This window comes from Curtobacterium sp. NPDC089185 (genome assembly GCF_040685235.1).
GTDB classification, from domain to species: Bacteria; Actinomycetota; Actinomycetes; order Actinomycetales; family Microbacteriaceae; genus Curtobacterium; species Curtobacterium citri.
In genome coordinates, this window is the sequence record NZ_JBFBHK010000002.1 from 146,490 (window position 1) to 169,029 (window position 22,540).

Sequence of the window (22,540 nt, forward strand, 5' to 3'; positions counted from 1 at the left end):
GGGCCGCCCGCTAGGCTTGCCCGGTGACTGAAGTCGAGATCGGTGCAGGCAAGCGCGGACGTCGGGCGTACGCGTTCGACGACATCGCGGTGGTCCCCTCGCGGCGCACCCGCGACCCGCAGGACGTCAGCGTCCAGTGGTCGATCGACGCCTTCACGTTCGAGGCCCCGATCCTCGCGGCACCGATGGACTCGGTTTCCTCGCCCGCCACGGTCATCCAGATGGGCCGGCTCGGCATCCTCGGCGTGCTCGACCTCGAGGGGCTGTGGACCCGGTACGAGGACCCGACGCCCTTCTACGACGAGATCAGGACGCTGACCGACGGCAACGTCACGAAGCGCATGCAGGAGATCTACGCCGAGCCGGTCAAGGCGGAGCTGATCACCGCGCGCCTGGCCGAGATCCGCGTCGCCGGGGTCCCTGTCGCCGGGTCGCTCAGCCCCCAGCGCACGCAGGAGTTCTCGCAGACCGTCGTCGACGCCGGTGTCGACCTGTTCGTCATCCGCGGCACCACGGTGTCGGCGGAGCACGTGTCGCAGGAGACCGAGCCCCTCAACCTCAAGAAGTTCATCTACGAGCTCGACGTCCCCGTGATCGTCGGTGGTGCCTCGACCTACACCGCGGCCCTGCACCTCATGCGCACCGGTGCCGCCGGCGTGCTCGTCGGCTTCGGCGGTGGTGCGGCGTCCACGACCCGTGCCGCCCTCGGCATCCACGCGCCGATGGCGACCGCGGTGGCGGACATCGCCGGCGCCCGCCGCGACTACATGGACGAGTCCGGCGGCCGGTACGTGCACGTCATCGCGGACGGCGGCCTCGACACCGCCGGCGACGTCGTCAAGGCGATCGCGATGGGCGCGGACGCCGTCATGCTCGGCACCGCCCTGGCCCGCGCCACCGAGGCGCCCGGCGGTGGCTTCCACTGGGGTGCCGAGGCGCACCACCCGGAGCTGCCCCGCGGCCGCCGGGTCGAGGTGGGCACGATCGCCCCGCTCGAGAACGTGCTGAACGGCCCGACCCCGACCTGGGACGGCCGGGCGAACATCGTCGGTGCCCTGCGTCGCTCGATGGCCACCACCGGATACTCCGACGTCAAGGAGTTCCAGCGAGTAGAAGTGGTCGTGGCGCCGTACCACCAGCAGTGACGGTGGCACCCGTGCTCCCGCGCGGGTGACGCCTTCGGTGCCGACCGTGCGCGGAGGCCGGCTCCGTGCGCGCAACCCGCACGGAGGCGACGATGGCCAAGCCAGCCAGCAGCAGCACGCAGACCAGTACGGACGCGACGACCGCGGGTGCCGCGAGCACCGTCCAGGACCCGCAGGAGGACCACGCGGCCCAGGGCAGCGGGGTCGGCTTCGACCCGTCCGCCAAGCTCGGCCCGGACGAGCGCGCCGCGACGATCGAGGCGCTGAAGACCCGCGAGCTCGACGTCCTGGTGGTCGGCGGCGGGATCGTCGGCGGCGGCAGTGCGCTCGACGCGGTCACCCGCGGCCTGAGCGTCGGCATCGTCGAGGCCCGCGACTGGGGCTCGGGCACGTCGAGCCGTTCGTCGAAGCTCGTGCACGGCGGCATCCGCTACCTCGAGCAGCTCAACTTCGCCCTCGTCCGCGAGGCCCTGATCGAACGCGGTCTGCTCCTGCAGCGGATCGCCCCCCACCTCGTGAAGCCCGTGCGCTTCCTCTACCCGCTCAACCACCGCGTGTGGGAGCGCTTCTACATCGGCATCGGCATGGCGATGTACGACGTGTTCAGCTGGTCCGGCGGCCGTCCGCCCGGCGTCCCGCACCACCGGCACCTCAGCCGCAAGCAGGTCCTCCGGAACATGCCGGGTCTGAAGAAGGACGCCTTCGTCGGTGGCATGACCTACTACGACGCCCAGGTCGACGACGCCCGCTACGTCGCGTCGCTCGTCCGGACCGCGGCGTCGTACGGTGCGCTCGCCGCGAGCCGGGTCCGCATCGAGGGCTTCATCAAGGTCGGGGAGCGGGTCGTCGGCGCGCACGCGCACGACATCCAGACCGGCGAGAAGTTCGACATCCGGGCGAAGCAGGTCGTCAACGCGACCGGCGTCTGGACGGACGACACCCAGGCGATGGTCGGCACCCGCGGTCAGTTCAAGGTGCGGGCGTCGAAGGGCGTGCACCTCGTCATCCCGCGCGACCGCTTCCAGTCGAACACGGGCATGATCCTCCGCACCGAGAAGAGCGTGCTCTTCGTGATCCCGTGGGGCCGCCACTGGCTGGTCGGCACGACGGACACCGACTGGAACCTCGACAAGGCGCACCCGGCGGCGACCGCGGCGGACATCGACTACATCCTCGAGCACGTCAACAAGGTCCTCGCGGTCCCGCTGACCCGGGAGGACGTCGAGGGCGTCTACGCGGGCCTCCGACCGCTCCTCGCCGGGGAGTCCGACCAGACCTCGCAGCTGAGCCGCGAGCACGTCGTCGCGCACACCGTGCCCGGCCTGGTGGTCGTCGCCGGCGGCAAGTGGACGACCTACCGCGTGATGGGCAAGGACGCCATCGACGAGGCGGTGGCCGCGATGGACGGCAAGATCCCCGGGTCGACGACCGAGGACATCCCGCTGCTCGGCGCCGAGGGGTACCCGGCCGCGTGGAACCGCCGCAGCCGCACCGCGCGGACGTTCGGCGTGCACAAGGTCCGGATCGAGCACCTGCTGAACCGGTACGGCACGCTCGCGACCGAGGTCCTGCAGCTCGTCAAGGACGACCCGTCGCTCGCCGAGCCGCTGCCCCAGGCGGACGACTACATCGGCGCCGAGGTCGTGTACGCGGCCTCGCACGAGGGTGCCCTGCACCTGGAGGACGTCCTCGCCCGCCGCACCCGCATCTCGATCGAGGCGTGGGACCGCGGTGAGGAGGCAGCCCCGGTCGCGGCGAAGCTCATGGCCGGTGTGCTCGGCTGGGACCAGGAGACCACCGAGAACGAGGTCGCGAACTACCTGAAGCGCGTCGCCGCGGAGCGCGAGTCGCAGCTGCAGCCCGACGACCAGTCCGCCGACCGGGTGCGGCTGGAGGCGCCGGACATCGCGTTCGGCTTCGACGAGGACGACGTCGTGGTCGGCGGCGGCCGCTCCAGCGGCGCGGAGGGCGCGAAGGCGTCCGACGAGCAGGTCGTCGGCGAGAAGACGAGCGAACCGAAGTAGGGACGGACGGACGGGAGGCGCGTGGCGACCCCGCCACGCGCCTCCCGTCCGTCACTCGGTCCCGCTCCGTTCGCGGGGCGCGACCTCGGCGGTTCCTCGCAGCGCTACCCCGCGGCGAGCTGCTGCCGACGTTGCGTGTTGCGGGTCCGGATCATCGTCGCGAACAGCACACCCGGGATCGCGACGAGCGCGGCGAGGCTGGTCAGGTACAGCACGCCGGCCCAGATCGTGTGGGCGGCGCCGTCGGTCGGCCACGAGTCGGCCACGTCCATGCCGAGGAAGAAGCCCGACTGGAACGTCGCGAGCCCTCCGGCGGCGAGGACGCCGAGGTGGAGCACCGCGATGACCGTCGCCGGCAACCGCGATGCGAGCCCGACGGCCGCCGCGGTCACGGCCAACCCGATCCCGATGCCCGCCACCACGATCACCCCGACGACGTCCTGCGTCACGTCGTTGCTGACGTCGACCCGGGCGTAGATCTGCGCCAGCGACCGCCCGGGTACCGCCGCGAGCGGATCGAGCACGAGCGCGTTCACGGCCAGCAGCGCCGCGTACGCCGCGACGACCACCACCCCGACGACGGCGACGACGATGCGGACGGACCCCCGAGTGTTCCCCATGGGACGACCGTAGCGCGCGGAATGCGCCGGACCACCCCGTGGTTATCATCGGGGTACTCACCAAGGGAGCCATCATGGTCGACGTCCATCGCGTCAAACTCCCCGGAGTCGGCGTGCTGCACAGCTTCTACACCGACGACGGTGGCAAGTGCGGTGTCATCACGCACCGGTCGGGGCACTCCGACCTCATCTCGTTCGCCGACGTCTCCGACGGCGCGGACAAGTCCGAGAAGGTCTCGCTGCGCCTGAGCGAGGACGAGGCGCACACCCTCGCCGAACTGCTCGGCGGCACCCGGATCACCGAGGGCCTCGACAAGCTCGACGAGATCCCCGGCCTGTCGATCGACTGGTTCAGCGTCGACTACGAGGACGCCATCGCGGGCAAGCCCCTCGGTGACCTGCACCACTCGGGCTTCATCGGTCTGACCGTCGTCGCCGTCGTGCGCGGCGACAGCGCCAACCCCGCCCCCTCGCCGGACTTCGTCGTGTTCCCCGGTGACACCATCGTCGTCGCCGGTTCGCCCGAGAAGGTCGCCAAGGCGTTCTCCTTCTACCGCAGCGGACAGCTGGCGGCCGCGGCCGCCGAGGCGCCGCCCGGGAGCTAGCCGGTGCACCTGGGTGGTGAGCTGCTGACCATCGGCGGCCTGTTCATCATCGCCTACGTCCTCGGACGCCTGGGCAAGACCATCGGTCTGCCCGCCATCCCGATCTACATGGTGGTCGGGCTCATCGCGAGCCCGCACACCCCCTGGATCGGCCTCAACGTCGAGTCCCACACGATCGAGCTCATCGCGACGTTCGGACTCATCCTCCTGCTCTTCAACCTGGGGTTGGAGTTCGACCAGGAGGAGTTCTACGGCAACGCCGGCAAGCTCCTGGTCTCCGGTGGCACGTACGTCGCGATCAACATGGGCGTCGGCTTCGCCTTCGGGTTCTCGCTCGGCTGGGGCACGCGCGAGGCCCTGATCATCGCGGGCATGACCGCGACGTCGTCGAGCGCGATCGTGACGAAGCTCCTCATCGAGCTGCGACGGCTCGCGAACGACGAGACGCCGATGATCCTCGGGGTCACCGTCATCGAGGACGTGTTCATCGCCGTCTACCTGGCGATCGTGTCCGTGGTGCTCTCCGGTGACACGAACCTCTGGGCGGTCGTCGGCAAGCTCGGGCTGGCGTTCGGCTTCCTCATCGTGATGTTCACGCTCGCCCGGTTCGCCGGCAAGTGGGTGTCGAAGATCTTCGCGACCCGCGACGACGAGCTCTTCACGGTGCTGTTCTTCGGCCTCGCGGTCATGTTCGGCGGCATCGGCGACCTGCTCGGGGTCACGGACGCCATCGGTGCGTTCGTGATCGGCCTGCTCTGCGGCGCGACCCGCTACCGGGACCGCATCGAGCAGCTCGCCCTGCCGATGCGCGACGTGTTCGCGGCCTTCTTCTTCGTGAACTTCGGCCTCGGGCTCGACCTGTCGACGTTCGGCGAGGTGCTCTGGCCCGTCCTCGGCGCGATCGGCATGACCGTCGTGCTCAACGCGGTCGCCGGGCAGCTCGTCGCACGAATGAACGGCTTCGACGTCCAGCAGGGCATCAACACCGCGGTGATCCTGGTGAACCGCGGCGAGTTCGCGCTCATCCTCGCGACGCTGTCGGCTGCCGCCGGCCTGGAGGCGCGGATCACCGCCTTCGCGGGCCTCTACGTCCTCGTGATGGCCGTGCTCGGTCCGCTGCTCGCCGTGAACTCGGACCGGATCGGCCGCCTCGTGGTGCGTCCGGCACGCGTGGCGCGGCTGCGCACGCGCCTGCGCGCACGGCTCGGCCGTGGTGGCGCGAGCCGGCCCGGTGCCGTCCCCGCCGGGCCGGCGCTCGACGAGGCGATCGAGACCGCCGCCGTGGCCGGCGTCGCCGACCAGGACGCCGCCGCTGCTGCGCGCAAGGCCGAGCGTGACCGGCAGTTCGCGGAGGAGTTCGCCCTCGTGGAGGCAGCGGGCAGGGAAGAGCGCGACAATGGGTCACCGGGGCCGACGACGGGCGAACCCGTGACGTCGCCGGTCGAGATCCCCGCCGAGCGTCCGAAGCGCCCGGCCCGCCAGCGCGATCCGGAGTACTGATACAGATGTGGGCCGTAGCCCGACGACCGAGGTGGATCGCGCTGCTCCTGCTGGCGCTCGTGCTCGCGGGGGTGTTCGCGGGGCTCGGCAAGTGGCAGCTCGAGCGGAGCATCGCGAACGGCAAGCCGCTGCCGGAGACGACCGAGACGCGCCGCGACCTCGACGCCGTGACGCAGCCCGGGGCGGGCGCACCCGAGACCATCGCGGGCCAGAAGGTCACCGTCACCGGGACCTTCGTCGCGGGGGACACCACGATCCTGACCGGTCGCTCCGGTGGCGGGACCTACCAGACCATCGGTCACCTGGTCGACGCGCAGAGCGGCGCGAGCCTGCCCGTCGTGATCGGCTGGTCCGATCGACGTGACGCGGCCGTCGCGGGCGGCGACCGCCTGGCCGACGGCGACGAGGTGACGGTCGAGGGACGGTACTACCCGGCGGAGTCACCCGACCAGGACGCCTACACGAAGGGCGAGTTCTCGGCGGTCGCGCCCGCGCGCTTCGTGAACACCTGGAAGGCATTCGACGACCGGATGTACATCGGGTACGTCGTCGCCGACGGCACCACGGCGCAGGCGGCCGACCTCGGCACCATCGCCGACCGTGCCCCGACGCGCGAGATCCAGTTCGACTGGCTCAACCTCTTCTACGCGATCGAGTGGGTCGTCTTCGCCGGCTTCGCCGTGTTCCTCTGGTACCGCTTCGTGAAGGACGCCTTCGAGCGCGAGGAAGAAGAGCGTCGTGAGGCCGCACTCAGCGTCGACGGGGCCCTGGTCGACCGACGGTAGGATGGACCGCATGGCCTTGACCGTCCGCACCCGTGACATCCCCAAGATCCCGGGAGCCGTCAAGTGGTACCGGGTCTCGGCGTACATCACCGGTGTGCTGCTGCTCGCCCTCGTCATCGAGGTCATCATCAAGTACACGCCGCTGCAGCTCGAGATGCAGCTCGGCAACGGACCGTTCTTCGTGCCCAACGGCACGGCGGGCGAGGCCCCCGGCACGTTCAACCTGTCGATCGCGATCCTCATCGCCCACGGGTGGCTCTACGTGCTCTACCTCTTCACCGACTTCCGCCTGTGGAGCATCATGCGCTGGAGGCCGACCCGCTTCCTGCTCATCGCCCTCGGCGGCATCATCCCGTTCATGTCCTTCGTGGTCGAGCACCGCATGCAGAAGCGGGCCATGGACACCTACCACGAGCTGACCGCTGCGCAGCAGCGTGAGAAGGAGGCCGCTCGGTGAGCGAGACCGAACAGCGACCCGTCCTCGTCGTCGACTTCGGCGCCCAGTACGCGCAGCTGATCGCACGTCGTGTGCGTGAGGCGAACGTCTACAGCGAGATCGTCCCGCACTCGATCACGGCGGAGGAGATCCGCGAGAAGGACCCGGCGGCCATCGTGCTGTCCGGTGGTCCCTCGTCGGTCTACGAGGACGGCGCCCCGTCGCTCGACGGCGAGATCCTCGACCTCGGCGTCCCCGTGCTCGGCATCTGCTACGGCTTCCAGGCGATGGCGAAGTCGCTCGGTGGCGAGGTCGCGCACACCGGTCAGCGCGAGTACGGCGCGACCGACGTGACCGTCTCGGGCACCGACAGCGTGCTGCTCGGCGACCAGCCGGCCTCCCAGGTCACCTGGATGTCGCACGGCGACTCGGTGGCCAAGGCGCCGGAGGGCTTCGACGTCCTCGCGTCGAGCGCCTCGACCCCCGTCGCCGCCTTCGCCTCGGACGAGCGCAAGCTCTACGGCGTGCAGTGGCACCCGGAGGTCAAGCACTCCGCGTACGGCCAGGCCGTGCTCGAGAACTTCCTGCACCGCGCCGCCGGGCTCCCCGGCGACTGGAACTCCGCGAACGTCATCGAGGAGCAGGTCGAACGGATCCGCGCGCAGGTCGGTTCGGCACGCGTCATCGCCGGACTCTCCGGCGGCGTCGACTCCGCCGTGGCCGCGGCGATCGTGCACAAGGCCGTCGGTGACCAGCTCACCTGCGTGTTCGTCGACCACGGGCTCCTCCGCGCCGACGAGCGCAAGCAGGTCGAGGAGGACTACGTCGCCTCCACCGGTGTCCGCTTGGTCACGGTCGACGCGGAGCAGCAGTTCCTCGACGCCCTGGCCGGCGTGAGTGACCCCGAGCAGAAGCGCAAGATCATCGGGCGCGAGTTCATCCGCACGTTCGAGGCGGCGGCCGAGGCCCTGGTGCTCGAGGCACGCGGTGACGACGACGCCGGCGAGGTCAAGTTCCTCGTGCAGGGCACGCTCTACCCCGACGTCGTCGAGTCCGGCGGTGGTTCGGGCACTGCGAACATCAAGTCGCACCACAACGTCGGCGGCCTGCCCGAGGACATGACCTTCGAGCTGGTCGAGCCGCTGCGCACCCTGTTCAAGGACGAGGTCCGTGCGGTCGGTCGCGAGCTCGGGCTGCCCGAGGTCATCGTCGGCCGCCAGCCGTTCCCCGGACCGGGGCTCGGCATCCGCATCGTCGGCGAGGTCACCAAGGACCGTCTCGAGCTGCTCCGCGCGGCCGACAAGATCGCGCGCGAGGAACTCACCGCGGCCGGCCTCGACGAGGAGATCTGGCAGTGCCCGGTCGTCCTGCTCGCCGACGTCCGCTCCGTGGGCGTCCAGGGCGACGGCCGCACGTACGGGCACCCGATCGTGCTCCGTCCGGTCTCGTCGGAGGACGCCATGACCGCCGACTGGACGCGCCTGCCGTACGACACCCTGGCGAAGATCTCGAACCGCATCACGAACGAGGTCCCCGACGTGAACCGCGTCGTGCTCGACGTCACGAGCAAGCCGCCGGGGACGATCGAGTGGGAGTGATCACTCCCTGACGCCCCGAGGGCCCGGTACGCACGGCGTGCCGGGCCCTCGTGCGTGCGGGGGCGCTCCGGAACCCCTCGCTCGAGGTTCCACAACTGCGGCATCTCGGCGCTCCGCCCGCCCACTCCTGGAACCGCTACGACGCCTGCGCGGCGAGTCCTGGAACCCGGGGGAGCGGTCCCGGGCGTGCCGGTGAGCGGGCAGGACGTGCCGGACGCCGAGCGGTGCGCACGGCAGCGAGCGGGCAGGACACGCCGCGCGGTCGCCGCCGAGCGGGCGGAGTCCGTCGCTCGGCGGCGCCGAGGGTGACGGATCGGGCCCGCTCGGCGACGGGGAGCGGGGCGGCAGTCTCCCGGGAACGACGAAGGGCCCCGGCGTGTGCCGGGGCCCTTCGGACGAGCGGGTGCGGGTCAGTCGCGGTTGCTCGCGAGCAGGGCGAGGATGCGCAGGATCTCGATGTAGAGCCACACCAGGGTGACGATGAGACCGAACGCCGCCGTCCACGCGTAGATGCGCGGGGCGCCGCGCTGGACACCGGTCTTGATCTGGTCGAAGTCGAGGATCAGCGAGTACGCCGCCATCAGGACCACGAAGACGCCGATCAGGACACCCCACGGGATGCCGAACAGGAAGCTCGGCTCACTGCGGAGCCCCTGCGCCCCGGTGGTCACGCCCGTGAGCATCAGGACCAGGTTGACGAGCGAGAACGCCAGGTACCCGACCATCGCGATGAGGAAGAAGCGGGTGAGCTTCGGCGTGGCCCGGACCTTGCCGGACGAGAACAGCAGCAGGGTCACGGCGAAGACGCCGAGCGTTCCGAAGACCGCCTGCGCGACGATGCCGTCCGACTGCGCGTTGAACGCTGCCGAGATGCCACCGACGAACAGGCCCTCGAAGAACGCGTACGCCAGGACCAGGCCCGGCGACGGCTTCTTCTTGAACGTGTTGACGAGCGCCAGCACGAAGCCGACGATCGCGCCGACGATCCAGACGATGGGCGGCAGGTTCCAGCCGGCGACGGCGCCGACGAGGAGCACGCCGAACGCCAGGAGCGTCTTGACGATGGTGTCCTCGTACGACATCCGGTCGGTGTCGACCGGGTTCGCCGTCGGGCGGTCGTACATGTACTGCAGCTGCTCGGGCGTCATGCCGCCCTGCTGCGGGTACTGCCCCTGCTGTGGGGTGCGTCCCCAGCCCGCCTGCTGCTGACCAGCGCCGGCGCCCCAGGCGCCACGGCCCTGGTCGTTGAAGGCGGGGGACTGGTCGAAACCGGGCTTGAAGGCCATGGTGTCCTCTTCCTTGGAGATTCGAGTCCTCTCAGCCTAGGGGCGCTGCACCGCGGAAGGCTGAGGATTCGCGGCGAGCGGAAGCGGGTCCTGACGGTCCCGACCCGCGGAGCCTACGGGCGTGGTCTGCGTGCGCGCCCCGAGCCGGTGGGGAACCAGCCGACCGTCTGCCGCAGCCGAGGCGGCGGGGTCGGGCCGTGCCTCCAGGCCGGCTCGGGGTCCGTCGGGACCGCAGCGCACCTGCGGGTACAGCCACGAGACCAGGGCGACCGAGATCACCATGAGGAGCAGCCAGGCGACGATCTTCGTCGGTGCGACCGGCTGCCACCCCGCGGCCTGCGCAGGGTAGGACCACGCACCCGCCCAGGTGGCGACGTCCTCCGCGAGCCAGATGAACAGTGCGACCAGCGACATCGCCAGCAGGACCGGCATCCGCAGCGTCGCACGGTGGACGCGCACGTGCATCGTCGTCCGGGCGAACAGCGCCACGACGAGCGCGAGCAGCGGCCAGCGGAGGTCCCACACGAAGTGGTGACCGAAGAAGTTCGCGTAGATGCCCACCGCGACCACCACGAGCAGCCACTGTCGCGGGTACCGGTCGAACCGCAGGTCGAACAGCCGCACGACCCGCACCATGTACGAGCCGACCGCGCCGTACATGAAGCCGGAGAAGAGCGGGACGCCCGCCACGACCAGCCACCCGCCGGTGCCGTACTCCCACGAGCCGACGTGGGTCTTGAAGACCTCCATGACGGTGCCGACCACGTGGAAGACGAGGACGACGCGGAGCTCCCGGACGGTCTCGAGGCCGAACACGAGCATGCCGACCTGCAGTGCGACCGCGGCCAGCGTGAGCACGTCGTTGCGGGCGACCGGCGCCCCGGCCGGCCAGGTGAGGTGCACGACGGCCATCGTGGCGAGCAGCAGCGCCCCGAACGCGCACGCCCAGGCCTGCTTGGCCCCGAACACCAGGAACTCGGTGACGGCGAGCCGGACGGGGCGGTGCGGCTGGTGCCCGGCGTCGAGCAGCCGGCGTGCGGTGCGGTCGATGCGGGCCTCGACGGCGGTGGAGAGGTGTCGGACGGTCACGCCGCCGACGATCCGTGTCCCCGCTGGGAACGGCGCCGTCCGGCTGAGCGGATGTGTCCACAGGTACACCTGCGGGTCACCGGGCGGCAGGAGCGAGCGGCTACGGTCGGCCCATGACGCGCGTGATCGCCCACCGGGGCGCCTCCGGACACCGGCCCGAGCACTCCCGGGGCGCCTACGAACTGGCCGTGGAGCTCGGTGCCGACGCGATCGAACCCGACCTGGTGCCCACGAAGGACGGCGTCCTGGTCCTCCGGCACGAGAACGAGGTGTCCGGGACGACCGACGTCGCAGAGCGTCCGGAGTTCGCGCACCTGCGGACGACGAAGACCGTCGACGGGCAGAGCGTCACCGGGTGGTTCACCGAGGACATGACGTGGGACGAGGTCCGGACGCTCCGGGTCCGGGAGCGCCTGCCCGAGCTGCGACCCGCCTCCGCGGCCCACGACGGTGAGGGGACGGTGCTGCGCCTCGAGGACCTCCTCGGGATCCTCGACGCCGCCCCGCGCGCGGTCGGGCTGGTGGCCGAGGTCAAGCACGCCACCTTCTTCGACCGGGCCGGGTTCCCGATGGCGCAGCTGCTCGACGACGCGCTCGGGGACGCCGGCTGGCGCGGTGACGAGCGCCTGACCGTCGAGTCGTTCGAGAAGACCGTGCTCCGGCGGCTCGGCTCGCGCGGCACGGGTGGTCGGCTCGTGTACCTCCAGGAGGCCCGTGGCAGCGCCGCGGACGAGGTCGCCGCCCACGGGTCGGCGGCTCCGTCGTGGGCCTCGGAACGGACCGACGAGGCGCTCGCCGCGTTCGCCGGGGAGTTCCACGGCATCAGCGTCGACCTGCGGACCCTGATGGCGGGGGCGGACACCGTCTCCGTCGACGATGCGCGGCCGGTGCGGAGCGTGGTCGTCGACCGGGCGCACGCGGTCGGGCTCGCCGTCTACACCTGGACGCTGCGGCCGGAGAACCGGTTCCTGCCGGCTCCGCTGCGGCGCGGGGGCGACGTCGCGGCGCACGGCGACTGGGAGCGGTGGTTCACGTCGGTGGTGCGCACCGGCGTCGACGGGGTGTTCGCGGACCACCCGGACCTGGCGGTGCGGGCGCGGTCACTCGTCGAGGGTGCGACCGGCTGATCCGTCAGCTCCGCACGTCGGCACGCGGCGGGGTCGCCGTCGCGGCACCGCCGCGGTCCGCCACGTGGCGATCGCGGCAGCAGCGGCCGCCGAGAGCGCGATGAGCAGGCGGAGGCCCGGGAGGGGTGCCCAGGCGTGGGACCAGTACGTCTCGAGCAGCCAGACGCAGAGCGCCGCCAGGGCGCCGGCGAGCAGGGCGTGCGCGACGACGTGCACGCCGAGGCGAGCTGCGAAACGAGTCAGCGCCCACCCGAGTGCGTACGTGCACGGGAGCGCCACGATCGCGCCGCCGATGGTCACGAGCCCGGCGACGACGGCGAGGAGGAGGATCGTGAGGGCGAGCGCGGGCGGGCCGTCGGGTGCCCCGATGCCCCCGTCGGCGAGGAAGGACCAGCCGGCCCCGACCGTGATGGTCACGGGCGTCGTGACGAACGACATCCAGCGCCAGCTCCGCTCGACGAGCTCGACGGCATCGCCTGCGGTCCACGTCCTCATGCCGACAGCCTGCACGGGTGGGTGCCAGGCCCCTGCCCTCGCGCCCGGCGCTGTGTCCCCGGACCCACGACCTCGGCAGCTGTCGGGGGCCGCGCCTAGACTGACCCGGTCATGACGATCGTGCTCGACCCCTTCGACCAGTCCCCCGAGCCGGGCGCGGGCAACCGCGCCGGCGGGTACGACGACCCCTTCACCGCGGGTCTCAACCCCCAGCAGAAGGAGGCCGTCGAGTACCGCGGCGAGTCGCTGCTCATCGTGGCCGGTGCGGGTTCCGGCAAGACGAGCGTCCTCACCCGACGCATCGCCCTGCTGCTCGCCAACCGTGAGGCCTGGCCGTCGCAGATCCTGGCGATCACCTTCACGAACAAGGCCGCCGCCGAGATGCGCGAGCGCGTGCAGGCCCTGGTCGGCCAGGCCGCCGAGGGCATGTGGATCTCGACGTTCCACTCGGCGTGTGTCCGGATCCTCCGGCGCGAGGCCGAGCGCTTCGGCTTCCCGCAGTCGTTCACGATCTACGACTCGGCGGACTCGCGGGCGCTGCTCAAGCGGATCATCAAGGAGCTCGAGGCGGACTCGCTCGGGCTGACCGTGGGTGCCGCGGCGTCGAAGATCTCGAAGCTCAAGAACGAGCTGCAGGACATCGACACCTACGCCCGGAACATCAACGTGAACGACCCGCAGGAGGTCATGTTCACCGAGGTGTTCCGGCGGTACACGAACGAGCTGCGTCGCGCGAACGCGTTCGACTTCGACGACCTGATCGGGCAGACGGTCTTCCTGTTCCGCGCCTTCCCCGAGATCGCCGCGCTCTACCAGCGCCGCTTCCGGTTCGTGCTGGTCGACGAGTACCAGGACACCAACCACGCCCAGTACGCCCTGATCCGGGAGCTCACCCGTCCGGTGCCCGTCGAGCAGGTCGACAAGCTCGAGGACGCCGGCCAGCACGTCGAGCGGATGCGCGAGGCCGACGGGTCCATCGCCCCGGCGTCGCTCACCGTCGTCGGTGACTCGGACCAGTCGATCTACGCCTTCCGCGGTGCCGACATCCGCAACATCGTCGAGTTCGAGCGGGACTTCCCGAACTCGAAGGTGATCCTGCTCGAGCAGAACTACCGGTCGACGCAGACCATCCTCGACGCCGCGAACGCCGTCATCGCGAACAACTTCGACCGTCAGGCGAAGAACCTGTTCACCGACGTCGGCGCCGGCGACAAGATCGTCGGCTTCACCGGGTACACCGGCCACGACGAGGCCCAGTTCGTGGCGGACGAGATCCAGCGGCTGCACGAGGAGGGCACGTCCTACCGCGACGTCGCCGTGTTCTACCGGACCAACTCGCAGACGCGTGCGCTCGAGGAGATCTTCATCCGCTCGGCCATCCCGTACCGGGTGCTCGGCGGCACGAAGTTCTACGAGCGCGCCGAGATCAAGGACGCCATGGCGTACCTGATCACCGTCGCCAACCCGGCGGACCCGCTGTCGCTCCGCCGCATCCTCAACGTGCCGAAGCGCGGCATCGGTGCCGTCACCGAGACGGCACTGCAGCGCTACGCCGACGAGCACGAGACCTCGGTGCGCGACGCCCTGCGGCACGCCGACGAGCTCGGCTTCGGCCCGAAGGTGCGGAACGCGATCACGGCGTTCGCCGAGTTGCTCGACTCGGTCTCCGAGAAGGCCCCGACGCAGCCGGTCGTCGACACCCTCACGCAGCTGCTCGACGGCTCCGGCCTGCTCGAGAACCTGCGGAAGTCGCCGGACGCGCAGGACGCCGCACGCGCGGACAACATCGACGAGCTCGTCGCGGTGACGCGCGAGTTCCAGAAGAACAACCCCGAGGGCACGCTGTCCGACTTCCTGACCGAGGTGTCCCTGGTCGCAGCGGCCGACGAGCTCGACGACTCGTCCGGAACGGTCTCGCTCATGACCCTGCACACGGCGAAGGGCCTGGAGTACGACGCGGTCTTCCTCACCGGTGTCGAGGAGGACCTGCTCCCGCACCGGATGTCGGCGAACGAGCCCGGGGGCCCCGCGGAGGAACGCCGGTTGTTCTACGTCGGCATCACCCGTGCGAAGAAGTCGCTCTTCCTGTCGCTGGCGATGACCCGCGCGCAGTTCGGCGACGTCAACGTCGCGATGCCCTCCCGCTTCCTGCAGGAGATCCCCGAGGGCCTCATCGACTGGAAGCAGTCGCCGGGCATGGCGAACAGCCGCGGCGGCACCGAGCCCCGCGCGCTGAACGCCCGTCGCGGCGGGGGCCCTGGCGGCTTCGGCGGTGCGGGCTCCGGCGGTGGTGGCGGGTACCGCGGCGGTGGCGGCTTCGGCGGCGGGTCGTACGACCGTGCGGCCGCTGCGGCGAAGACCCGCCCGAAGACCGAGTGGGCGAACCGGGTGTCCGGGCAGGTCCGCGACAACGGCGACATGGAACTCGTCGCCGGCGATCGGATCAAGCACGTCGACTTCGGCGAGGGCACCGTGTCCGCGGTGACCGGTCAGGGCGCGAAGCGCATCGCCGAGATCGCGTTCGACGCCGCGGGTCGCAAGAAGCTCCTCATCAAGATCGCCCCGATCGAGAAGCTCTAGCGCACCATCCGCACCGCGTCGAGGCCGGTCGGCCCGATCTGCTCGTGCTGCACGGCGCCGTCCCGCCGGAATCCGTTCCGGCGGTAGAAGGCCTCGGCTCGTGGATTGCCCTCGGCGACCCACAGGTACGCGGGTGCCGACCCGACGGCGGCGTCGAGCAGACGCTGCCCAGCGCCGGTGCCGTGCTGTGCGGCAAGGACGTAGATGCCCTCGAGCTCGCGGTCACGCGGGGTGTCACCGCGACCACTGCGTCCTGGTCCCGCGCTGGCCCAGCCGACGACGCTGCCCTCGACGACGGCGACGAGGACGTCGACGGCGGGCTCGGCGATGATGCCGCGCCAGCGTGCCGCTCGGGCCCCCGACGTCGAGCGCCGCGAGGAACTCGGCCGGCAGCAGGTGCGCGTACGCCTCACGCCAGGCCTGCACGTGCACCGCGGCGATCGCGTCGGCGTCCTGCACGTCGGCGGTCCGGACGGTGAGCGCGTGCGGGGTCCCCATCCGTCGACGCTACCGCGGACGTCGGTCCGCGGCTGGTTCGACGGCGCCTCGCACAACTCCGAGCGCGTCGCGCCACGAGAACCCCTGGTTCGACGTGCTTCCCGTTGTGCGGGAGCGCTGCGCACGCGACCCTGCCGAGCGCCAGCACCTACGGCTGCAACCGCGCCACGTCCCACCCGTCGCCCGCGCGGACGTACTGCAACCGCCGGTGCATCCGGTCGCGGCTGCCCTGCCAGAACTCCACCACGTCCGGCTCGAGCCGCCACGCCACCCAGCCCTCGGGTCGCGGCACGTCGTCGTCCGTGTCGGACAGCAGCACGTTCGCGTCGTCGATCAGGTCCTGCAGCGTCCGGGGTTCGAGCACGTCCGACTGGTCGGCGATCGCGGTCGCGGCGCGCGACTTCGGCGAACGGTCGGCGAACAGCGCGTCGGACTCCTCGTCGGACAGCTGCACCGCCCGGCCCTCGAACCGGAGCTGCTGCATGCTCTCGCGCCAGTAGACCTGGAGCGCCGCGTGCGGGTTGTCGGCGAGCTGGCGCCCCTTCGGGCTGAGCGTCGAGGTGCCGAACACGAGGCCGCGGTCGTCGAGCCGCTTGACGTCGACGGTCCGGGCGCTGACCCGGCCGTCCGAGCCGGCGGTCGCCAGCGTCATCGACATGGGCTCGGACACGTCACGGTCGGCGGCACCGTCGAGCCACGCGTGCGCGACGTCGAACGGCGACGCGGGAGGCGCGTCGAACTCGGGCAGGTGCAGGGAGTCGTCACCGGAGAGCGAACTGGACATGGTCCCACCCAACCGCCCCGTCCGCGTCGTCGCTCAGGTTCGGTGCGCGTACCGCGCGGCGGTCCGGTGCATCGCCCGCAGGAGCAGCGGCCCGGGCAGGCGGAGCACCCACCCCGGCACGAGCGCCCGCAGCCCGCGGACGAGCCGGACCACCCGCCGGAAGCGCCGTCGCTCGCGCGGGCCCCACGGGAACCCGTACTGCCGACGCAGGGCCTCCGGCAGCATGCCGACCGTGACGACCCGGACGAGCGGCATCGCCGCACGCACCCACAGCGGCGCGAACCGCGGGTGCAGCAGGTCGCGGACGATCCCGCGGGCGTCGTCGGTCACGCGCAGGGTCGGCAGCGTGCGCTCCCAGTACGCGTCGAAGGCCGCGACCGAGGCGAACCAGCCGTCTGGGGGTACGCGCAGCGCCGTCGCGATCGGGGCGTAGGCCGCGAGCACCCGCTCGGCGTCGTCGGCCGACAGGGGGTCGCCGAAGAGCGCGTGCGCGTCCCGCGCGGAGTCGAAGAGCGTCGCGGCGACCCAGCGCTGGCGGTCGACCTCGTCGGCCCCGGCGACCGTCCGGTGCGCCCGGTCCACGAACGCGGCGGCGACGGCGGTGTCGCGCTCCGTCCCGATGACCACGGCGTAGACGAACATCAGGGTGTGGGCCAGCCGCTGCTGCGGTCGGCGCGCGAAGTCGGAGTGCCGCCGGACGCCCGCCCCGACCACCGGGTCGGCGATCTGCAGCAGGATGGCGCGGCCGCCCGCCGCGACGGGCGTGCTGTCCGCCAGCCAGCGGCGCAGGGCGCGGTCGCCACGGGACGGGGCGCGGTCACCACGGAACAGGGCACGGTCACCACGGGACGGCCGGGAGGCACGGGTCCGGCCCGCCACGGATGCCCGACCGGCCGTCTCCACGCCTCCGCCGACGGGGCGGGGGTGGGGCGCGCCTCCCGGCCGGTGCGTCACGGACGCGGTCCCGACCGTCGCGTGCGGCGGACCGAGGCGGTGTCGGCGACCAGGGCCGCCGCGAGGGCGACCACACCGCCCACCAGGGCGGCGACGAGCCAGCCGGGGCTCGCGACGGTGCCGCTCGCGGCCGCGAGCAGGGTCACGACGAGCCAGATCGCTGGGAGCGGCCAGAGGTGCTTCGTCGCCCCCGTGAGCACGGCCAGCGCGACGCCGGCCACCAGGAGCGGCAGCCACGCGAGGGTCCCGGTGCGCGAACCCGAGTGGGCGGCGGCCGCCACGAGCAGCAGCGACGCCAGGGAGAGCAGCCGGGTCAGCGCGGGCGTGGCCCGGACACGGTCACGGACGCCACGGAGCACGGCCCGATCGTACTGGGCCGTGCTCCGGAGGTGGTGCGGGGGACGCTCAGAGCGGCTTCGTGCCGAGGTCGCCGCCGAGGTCCGGGCGGTCGGTGTCGTCGTCGTGCTCCCAGAGGTCGGGGGATCCCTCGCGGGGTGCGCCACCGGTGGGGCCGTCGTCCGAGCCGTCGCCCGGCTGGGGCTCCACGGTCTCGCCGGCGACGGCGTCGTTCGTGACGGTCTCGAGGGACTCCTCGGACTCGTCGACCTCGTACGGGCCGACGTGTTCGCGGTCCACGTCGTCGTTGCGGCGCTCCTGGGCGTCGAAGTCGTCGACGGGGCTGATGCCGGGGTCGCTCATGGTGCAGTCCTTCCGTGGGTGTCGGGCTCCGGCGTCGTGTCCGGCCGCCGGGCCGTCGGGTCTCCCTGTGTACGCCGTCCGCCTGACGGATCGTCCGGGTCGCGCACTCCCGGGGCGGCTTCGCGTCGTGTTCACCTCGGCGTCACCTGCGGGTCACGATCGCGGGTCACACTCGCCGTGCTCGGGGGAGTGGAGCGCGGTCGCCGACGGGTGGTCGAGCGACCGCGCCTTCCCCCGACCGAGACGCCGGAGCGGCCGGAGCCGCGCGTCAGACGCGCTCGAGCAGGTGCCGCTCCTCGACGTCGGCCAGGCCGAGCGTCTTGTAGCCGGCCGACTCGAAGAACACCGTCAACCGGTCGTCCTCCGTGCTCATCACCGTGCCGCGACCCCACTGGGCGTGCTCGACCGGCGCCTCCGGGGGCCAGGCGTCGTCGTTCGCACCGTCGGCACCGTGGGCGTCCACGTCCCGGGCGGTCCCGGCCGTGCAGGTGTCGCAGTTGCCGCACGGCTCGGCGAGCTCGTCGCCGAAGTACCCGAGCAGGAACTGCCGACGGCAGCCCGAGGTCTCGGCGAAGCGGCGCATCATCGCGATCCGCGACTCCTCGATCTCCTCGCGCTCCTTCGCCTGCGCCTTCGCGAGGCCCGCCGCCGCCTCGGCGTCGCGGGGACCGTCCGGTCGCCGGGTGAGACCGTCCTCGCCGTCGTCGAGCGCACCCGCGTCGACGAGCGCGTTGGCCGCGCGGCCCGCGGTGCGTGCGGCGAGGCCGGAGCGCTCGGCGAGCTCGGAGCGGGCGACCGAGCCCTCGGTGGGGACGGCGTCGAACACGGCGCGGAGGGTGGCCGGACGCGGCGATCCGGACGCGAAGAAGCGTCGGAGGCCGAGGTCCTCGGCGCGGTAGTGCATCGTGGCGAGGCCGACGTCGCCGTCGCGGCCGGCGCGGCCCACCTCCTGGTAGTAGGCGTCGACCGACTCGGGGACGTCGGCGTGCACGACGAAGCGGACGTCGGGCTTGTCGATCCCCATGCCGAACGCGCTCGTGGCGACGACGACGTCGAGCTCGCCGTCGAGGAACTCGTGGTGGACCTGCTCGCGGTCCCGCACCCGCAGACCGGCGTGGTACGGCTTGGCCCGGCGGCCGCTCTCGACGAGCTCGTCCGCGTAGACCAGGGTCTCGGCGCGGGTCGCGACGTAGACGATGCCGACGCCCTCGAGCCCGGCGACCTGCTCGACGACGGCCTCGTGCTTCGACTCGTCGTCGCTGTGCCGGACGACCTCGAAGCGCAGGTTCGGCCGGTCGAAGCCGGTCGCGACGACGAGCGGGTCGCGCATGCCGAGCCGCTCGACGATCTCGGTGCGGACCGGCGTCGACCCGGTCGCGGTCATCGCGAGCACCGGCGGGCGCCCGAGCCGCTCGACGACCTCGCCGAGCACGAGGTAGTCCGGGCGGAAGTCGTGCCCCCAGCTCGACACGCAGTGCGCCTCGTCGACGGTGACGAGCGCGACGCCGGCGTCCCGCAGCTTCTCGACGACCTCGTCCTTCGCCAGCTGCTCGGGGGCCAGGAACACGTAGCGGGCCTCGCCGGACGCCACGGCGTCCCACGCGTCCTCGAGCTGCCGGCTGCCCCGGGTGGCGTTGATGGTCACGGCGCGCGGGGCGTCGGGGTGGTCCTCGATGCCGACGACCTGGTCCTCCTGCAGCGCGACGAGCGGGGAGACGACGACGACCGGCCCGTCGAGCGCGAGCGCGGCGACCTGGTAGATGGCGGACTTCCCGGACCCGGTGGGCATGAGCGCCAGCGCGTCGCGGCCGTCGAGGACGGCGTCGACGACCCGCTCCTGCTCGGGGTGGAGGTCCCAGCCGAAGACGTCGGCGGCGCGGGTACGGAGTTCCTTGTGCACCCGTCGACCGTGCCCCGTGCTCCCTGTCCGATCACCCGGCCGCTGCGTCCCCCGGCCAACCGCGGGGACCGGGCCCCGAGCGGTGCCTCCCCGCCGCGCACCCCGCGTCCACGCTGCGGCAGTATGGTGGGCGCGGCCGTTGTCTCGACATCGAGCGACCCTCGATGGTGAGTGCGACCCGATGACCGATGCCGATCGCACGAACCGTGCGGGAAGAAGAACAGCGTGGATCTTTTCGAGTACCAGGCCAGGGACCTCTTCGAGTCCTACGGCGTCCCTGTGCTGCAGGGCATCACCGCCGACACCCCGGAAGAGGCGAGGGCCGCGGCCGAGCGGATCGGCGGCGTGGTCGTCGTCAAGGCGCAGGTGAAGGTCGGCGGACGCGGCAAGGCCGGCGGCGTCAAGGTCGCGAAGACCCCCGACGAGGCGTACGAGCACGCGAAGGCGATCCTCGGCCTCGACATCAAGGGCCACACCGTCCAGCGCGTGATGGTCGCCCAGGGCGCCGACATCGCCGAGGAGTTCTACTTCTCGGTGCTGCTCGACCGGGCCAACCGCTCGTACCTGTCGCTCGTGAGCGTCGAGGGCGGCATGGAGATCGAGCAGCTCGCGGTCGAGAAGCCCGAGGCGCTCGCACGCGTCGAGGTGAACCCGCTCACGGGCATCAACAAGGAGGCCGCGCTCGACATCGCGCGCCAGGCGAACTTCCCGGCGGAGCTGCAGGACCAGGTGGCGGACGTCTTCGTGAAGCTCTACGACGTGTTCGCGGGCGAGGACGCCACGCTCGTCGAGGTCAACCCGCTGGTCCGCACCGGCGACGGCCAGATCCTCGCCCTCGACGGCAAGGTCTCGCTCGACGAGAACGCCGACTTCCGCCACGAGGGCCACGCGCAGCTCGAGGACACCGCGAGCGAGGACCCGCTCGAGGCCAAGGCGAAGCAGCACGGCCTGAACTACGTGAAGCTCGACGGCCAGGTCGGCGTGATCGGCAACGGCGCGGGGCTCGTCATGTCGACGCTCGACGTCGTCGCGTACGCCGGTGAGCGCCACGGCGGCGTCAAGCCTGCCAACTTCCTCGACATCGGCGGCGGCGCATCGGCGGAGGTCATGGCGAACGGCCTCGACGTCATCCTCGGCGACCCGCAGGTCAAGAGCGTCTTCGTGAACGTCTTCGGCGGCATCACCGCCTGCGACGCCGTCGCGAACGGCATCGTCGCCGCACTCGGCATCCTCGGCGACGCGGCCACCAAGCCGCTCGTCGTGCGCCTCGACGGCAACAACGTGGAAGAGGGTCGTCGGATCCTGGCGGAGGCGGCGCACCCGCTCGTCACCGTCGCCGCGACCATGGACGACGCGGCCGAGCAGGCCGCCGAACTCGCCGCCGCAGCGGCCTGAAGGGACTGACCATGTCGATCTTCCTCAACAAGGACTCCAAGGTCATCGTCCAGGGCATCACCGGCGGCGAGGGCACCAAGCACACGGCGCTCATGCTGAAGGCGGGGACGAACGTCGTCGGTGGCGTCAACGCCCGCAAGGCCGGCACGACCGTCACGCACGGCGACGTCGAGCTCCCGGTGTTCGGCTCGGTGCGCGAGGCCATCGACACCACCGGTGCCGACGTCTCGATCGTCTTCGTCCCGCCGGCGTTCGCGAAGGACGCCGTGATGGAGGCGATCGACGCCGAGATCCCGCTCGTCGTCGTCATCACCGAGGGTATCCCGGTGCAGGACTCCGCCGCGTTCTGGGCGCACGCCAAGGCCCTCGGCGGGAAGACCCGCATCATCGGCCCGAACTGCCCCGGCATCATCACGCCCGGAGAGTCCCTCGTCGGCATCACCCCGGCGACGATCACCGGCAAGGGCCCGATCGGTCTCGTCTCGAAGTCCGGCACCCTGACCTACCAGATGATGTACGAGCTGCGTGACCTGGGCTTCTCGACCGCCATCGGCATCGGCGGCGACCCGGTCATCGGGACGACGCACATCGACGCGCTCGCCGCGTTCGAGGCCGACCCCGAGACCGAGGCCATCGTCATGATCGGCGAGATCGGCGGCGACGCCGAGGAGCGCGCGGCCGACTACATCAAGGCGCACGTCACGAAGCCGGTCGTCGGCTACGTCGCCGGCTTCACCGCGCCGGAGGGCAAGACGATGGGCCACGCGGGCGCCATCGTGTCCGGGTCGGCCGGCACGGCCGAGGCGAAGAAGCAGGCCCTCGAGGCCGCGGGCGTCAAGGTCGGCAAGACGCCGTCCGAGACGGCCGCGCTGCTGCGCGAGGTGGTCGCCGCGCGCTAGCGCGCGGCGTTCCGTCACCAGGAGACGGACGGGAGGCACGGTGCGGGTCTGCACCGTGCCTCCCGTCCTTCCTGTGGGGAGTCGTGAGTCTCCACAGGTGCCGCGCGGCTCGCCCGGTGAG

21 protein-coding genes are annotated in these 22,540 nt (G+C 71.7%); 11 read left to right on the forward strand and 10 right to left on the reverse strand.

Going from position 1 to position 22,540, the window contains the following annotated elements; all coding sequences use genetic code 11:
• The first annotated feature begins 23 nt into the window (after positions 1-23).
• The gene (locus tag AB0N84_RS02625; protein ID WP_363543562.1) at positions 24-1,145 is read left to right on the forward strand and encodes a GuaB3 family IMP dehydrogenase-related protein; all 1,122 of its coding nucleotides are present in this window, start codon (positions 24-26) and stop codon (positions 1,143-1,145) included.
• Between the two features lie 92 nt (positions 1,146-1,237).
• Positions 1,238-3,169 (forward strand): glycerol-3-phosphate dehydrogenase/oxidase, encoded by a 1,932-nt coding sequence (locus tag AB0N84_RS02630; RefSeq protein ID WP_363543564.1) that lies wholly within the window; start codon positions 1,238-1,240, stop codon positions 3,167-3,169.
• A gap of 104 nt (positions 3,170-3,273) precedes the next feature.
• On the opposite strand, the gene AB0N84_RS02635 is transcribed toward AB0N84_RS02630, so the two are convergent.
• The gene (locus AB0N84_RS02635; RefSeq protein ID WP_363543566.1) at positions 3,274-3,789 is read right to left on the reverse strand and encodes a hypothetical protein; all 516 of its coding nucleotides are present in this window, start codon (positions 3,787-3,789) and stop codon (positions 3,274-3,276) included.
• A 74-nt stretch (positions 3,790-3,863) separates the two neighbouring features.
• Here AB0N84_RS02635 and AB0N84_RS02640 point away from each other — a divergent pair, with 74 nt between their 5' ends.
• Genes AB0N84_RS02640 through guaA form a run of 5 tightly spaced genes read left to right on the forward strand, consistent with a single transcriptional unit; the run spans position 3,864 to position 8,713 of the window.
• Entirely contained in the window at positions 3,864-4,394 is a 531-nt protein-coding gene (locus tag AB0N84_RS02640) for a TrkA C-terminal domain-containing protein (protein WP_069712847.1), read from the forward strand.
• A 3-nt stretch (positions 4,395-4,397) separates the two neighbouring features.
• Entirely contained in the window at positions 4,398-5,894 is a 1,497-nt protein-coding gene (locus AB0N84_RS02645) for a cation:proton antiporter (protein WP_363543568.1), read from the forward strand.
• A 5-nt stretch (positions 5,895-5,899) separates the two neighbouring features.
• The gene (locus tag AB0N84_RS02650; protein WP_363543570.1) at positions 5,900-6,679 is read left to right on the forward strand and encodes an SURF1 family cytochrome oxidase biogenesis protein; all 780 of its coding nucleotides are present in this window, start codon (positions 5,900-5,902) and stop codon (positions 6,677-6,679) included.
• A 10-nt stretch (positions 6,680-6,689) separates the two neighbouring features.
• Entirely contained in the window at positions 6,690-7,136 is a 447-nt protein-coding gene (locus AB0N84_RS02655; protein ID WP_069712890.1) for a DUF3817 domain-containing protein, read from the forward strand.
• On the forward strand, positions 7,133-8,713 hold the full coding sequence (guaA, locus tag AB0N84_RS02660; RefSeq protein ID WP_182045414.1) for a glutamine-hydrolyzing GMP synthase: 1,581 nt from the start codon (positions 7,133-7,135) through the stop codon (positions 8,711-8,713). Before AB0N84_RS02655 ends, guaA begins: the two co-directional genes overlap by 4 nt.
• Before the next feature lie 410 nt (positions 8,714-9,123).
• Here guaA and AB0N84_RS02665 read toward each other — a convergent pair whose 3' ends face one another.
• Both AB0N84_RS02665 and AB0N84_RS02670 read right to left on the reverse strand, forming a co-directional pair.
• A complete protein-coding gene (locus AB0N84_RS02665; protein WP_182045415.1) occupies positions 9,124-9,999 on the reverse strand; it encodes a Bax inhibitor-1/YccA family protein in 876 nt (291 codons plus the stop codon).
• Positions 10,000-10,035: 36 nt separating this feature from the next.
• Positions 10,036-11,088 (reverse strand): DUF817 domain-containing protein, encoded by a 1,053-nt coding sequence (locus AB0N84_RS02670; protein ID WP_363543573.1) that lies wholly within the window; start codon positions 11,086-11,088, stop codon positions 10,036-10,038.
• A 113-nt stretch (positions 11,089-11,201) separates the two neighbouring features.
• Between AB0N84_RS02670 and AB0N84_RS02675 the strand changes: the two genes are divergently transcribed.
• Positions 11,202-12,215 carry a glycerophosphodiester phosphodiesterase family protein gene (locus AB0N84_RS02675; RefSeq protein WP_363543575.1) on the forward strand — a complete coding sequence of 338 codons (1,014 nt, stop codon included), beginning with the start codon at positions 11,202-11,204 and terminating at the stop codon, positions 12,213-12,215.
• Here AB0N84_RS02675 and AB0N84_RS02680 read toward each other — a convergent pair.
• A complete protein-coding gene (locus AB0N84_RS02680; RefSeq protein WP_363543577.1) occupies positions 12,189-12,710 on the reverse strand; it encodes a hypothetical protein in 522 nt (173 codons plus the stop codon). The genes AB0N84_RS02675 and AB0N84_RS02680 overlap by 27 nt on opposite strands.
• 111 nt (positions 12,711-12,821) lie before the next feature.
• Between AB0N84_RS02680 and AB0N84_RS02685 the strand changes: the two genes are divergently transcribed.
• Positions 12,822-15,290, forward strand: coding sequence for a UvrD-helicase domain-containing protein (locus tag AB0N84_RS02685; protein ID WP_363543579.1), 2,469 nt, complete (start codon positions 12,822-12,824; stop codon positions 15,288-15,290).
• On the opposite strand, the gene AB0N84_RS02690 is transcribed toward AB0N84_RS02685, so the two are convergent.
• The 6 genes from AB0N84_RS02690 to AB0N84_RS02715 all read right to left on the reverse strand — a co-directional run bounded on the left by AB0N84_RS02690 (position 15,287) and on the right by AB0N84_RS02715 (position 20,125).
• Positions 15,287-15,703 (reverse strand): GNAT family N-acetyltransferase, encoded by a 417-nt coding sequence (locus AB0N84_RS02690; protein ID WP_363543581.1) that lies wholly within the window; start codon positions 15,701-15,703, stop codon positions 15,287-15,289. The two genes, AB0N84_RS02685 and AB0N84_RS02690, sit on opposite strands and share 4 nt — an antisense overlap.
• A gap of 233 nt (positions 15,704-15,936) precedes the next feature.
• Positions 15,937-16,572 (reverse strand): pyridoxal 5'-phosphate synthase, encoded by a 636-nt coding sequence (locus tag AB0N84_RS02695; protein ID WP_289457944.1) that lies wholly within the window; start codon positions 16,570-16,572, stop codon positions 15,937-15,939.
• Positions 16,573-16,605: 33 nt separating this feature from the next.
• On the reverse strand, positions 16,606-17,451 hold the full coding sequence (locus tag AB0N84_RS02700) for an oxygenase MpaB family protein (protein WP_363543584.1): 846 nt from the start codon (positions 17,449-17,451) through the stop codon (positions 16,606-16,608).
• A 71-nt stretch (positions 17,452-17,522) separates the two neighbouring features.
• Complete coding sequence (locus AB0N84_RS02705; protein ID WP_182045423.1) at positions 17,523-17,885, reverse strand: hypothetical protein; 363 nt, start codon at positions 17,883-17,885, stop codon at positions 17,523-17,525.
• Positions 17,886-17,931: 46 nt separating this feature from the next.
• Positions 17,932-18,225 carry a hypothetical protein gene (locus AB0N84_RS02710; protein ID WP_069712858.1) on the reverse strand — a complete coding sequence of 98 codons (294 nt, stop codon included), beginning with the start codon at positions 18,223-18,225 and terminating at the stop codon, positions 17,932-17,934.
• A gap of 268 nt (positions 18,226-18,493) precedes the next feature.
• Complete coding sequence (locus AB0N84_RS02715; protein ID WP_363543586.1) at positions 18,494-20,125, reverse strand: RecQ family ATP-dependent DNA helicase; 1,632 nt, start codon at positions 20,123-20,125, stop codon at positions 18,494-18,496.
• A gap of 225 nt (positions 20,126-20,350) precedes the next feature.
• Between AB0N84_RS02715 and sucC the strand changes: the two genes are divergently transcribed.
• Together sucC and sucD are read left to right on the forward strand one after the other, a co-directional pair.
• Positions 20,351-21,520 carry an ADP-forming succinate--CoA ligase subunit beta gene (sucC, locus tag AB0N84_RS02720; RefSeq protein ID WP_363543588.1) on the forward strand — a complete coding sequence of 390 codons (1,170 nt, stop codon included), beginning with the start codon at positions 20,351-20,353 and terminating at the stop codon, positions 21,518-21,520.
• Between the two features lie 11 nt (positions 21,521-21,531).
• Positions 21,532-22,419: a succinate--CoA ligase subunit alpha gene (gene sucD, locus AB0N84_RS02725; RefSeq protein WP_182045426.1), complete on the forward strand. Its 888-nt coding sequence runs from the start codon at positions 21,532-21,534 to the stop codon at positions 22,417-22,419.
• Positions 22,420-22,540 lie beyond the last annotated feature (121 nt).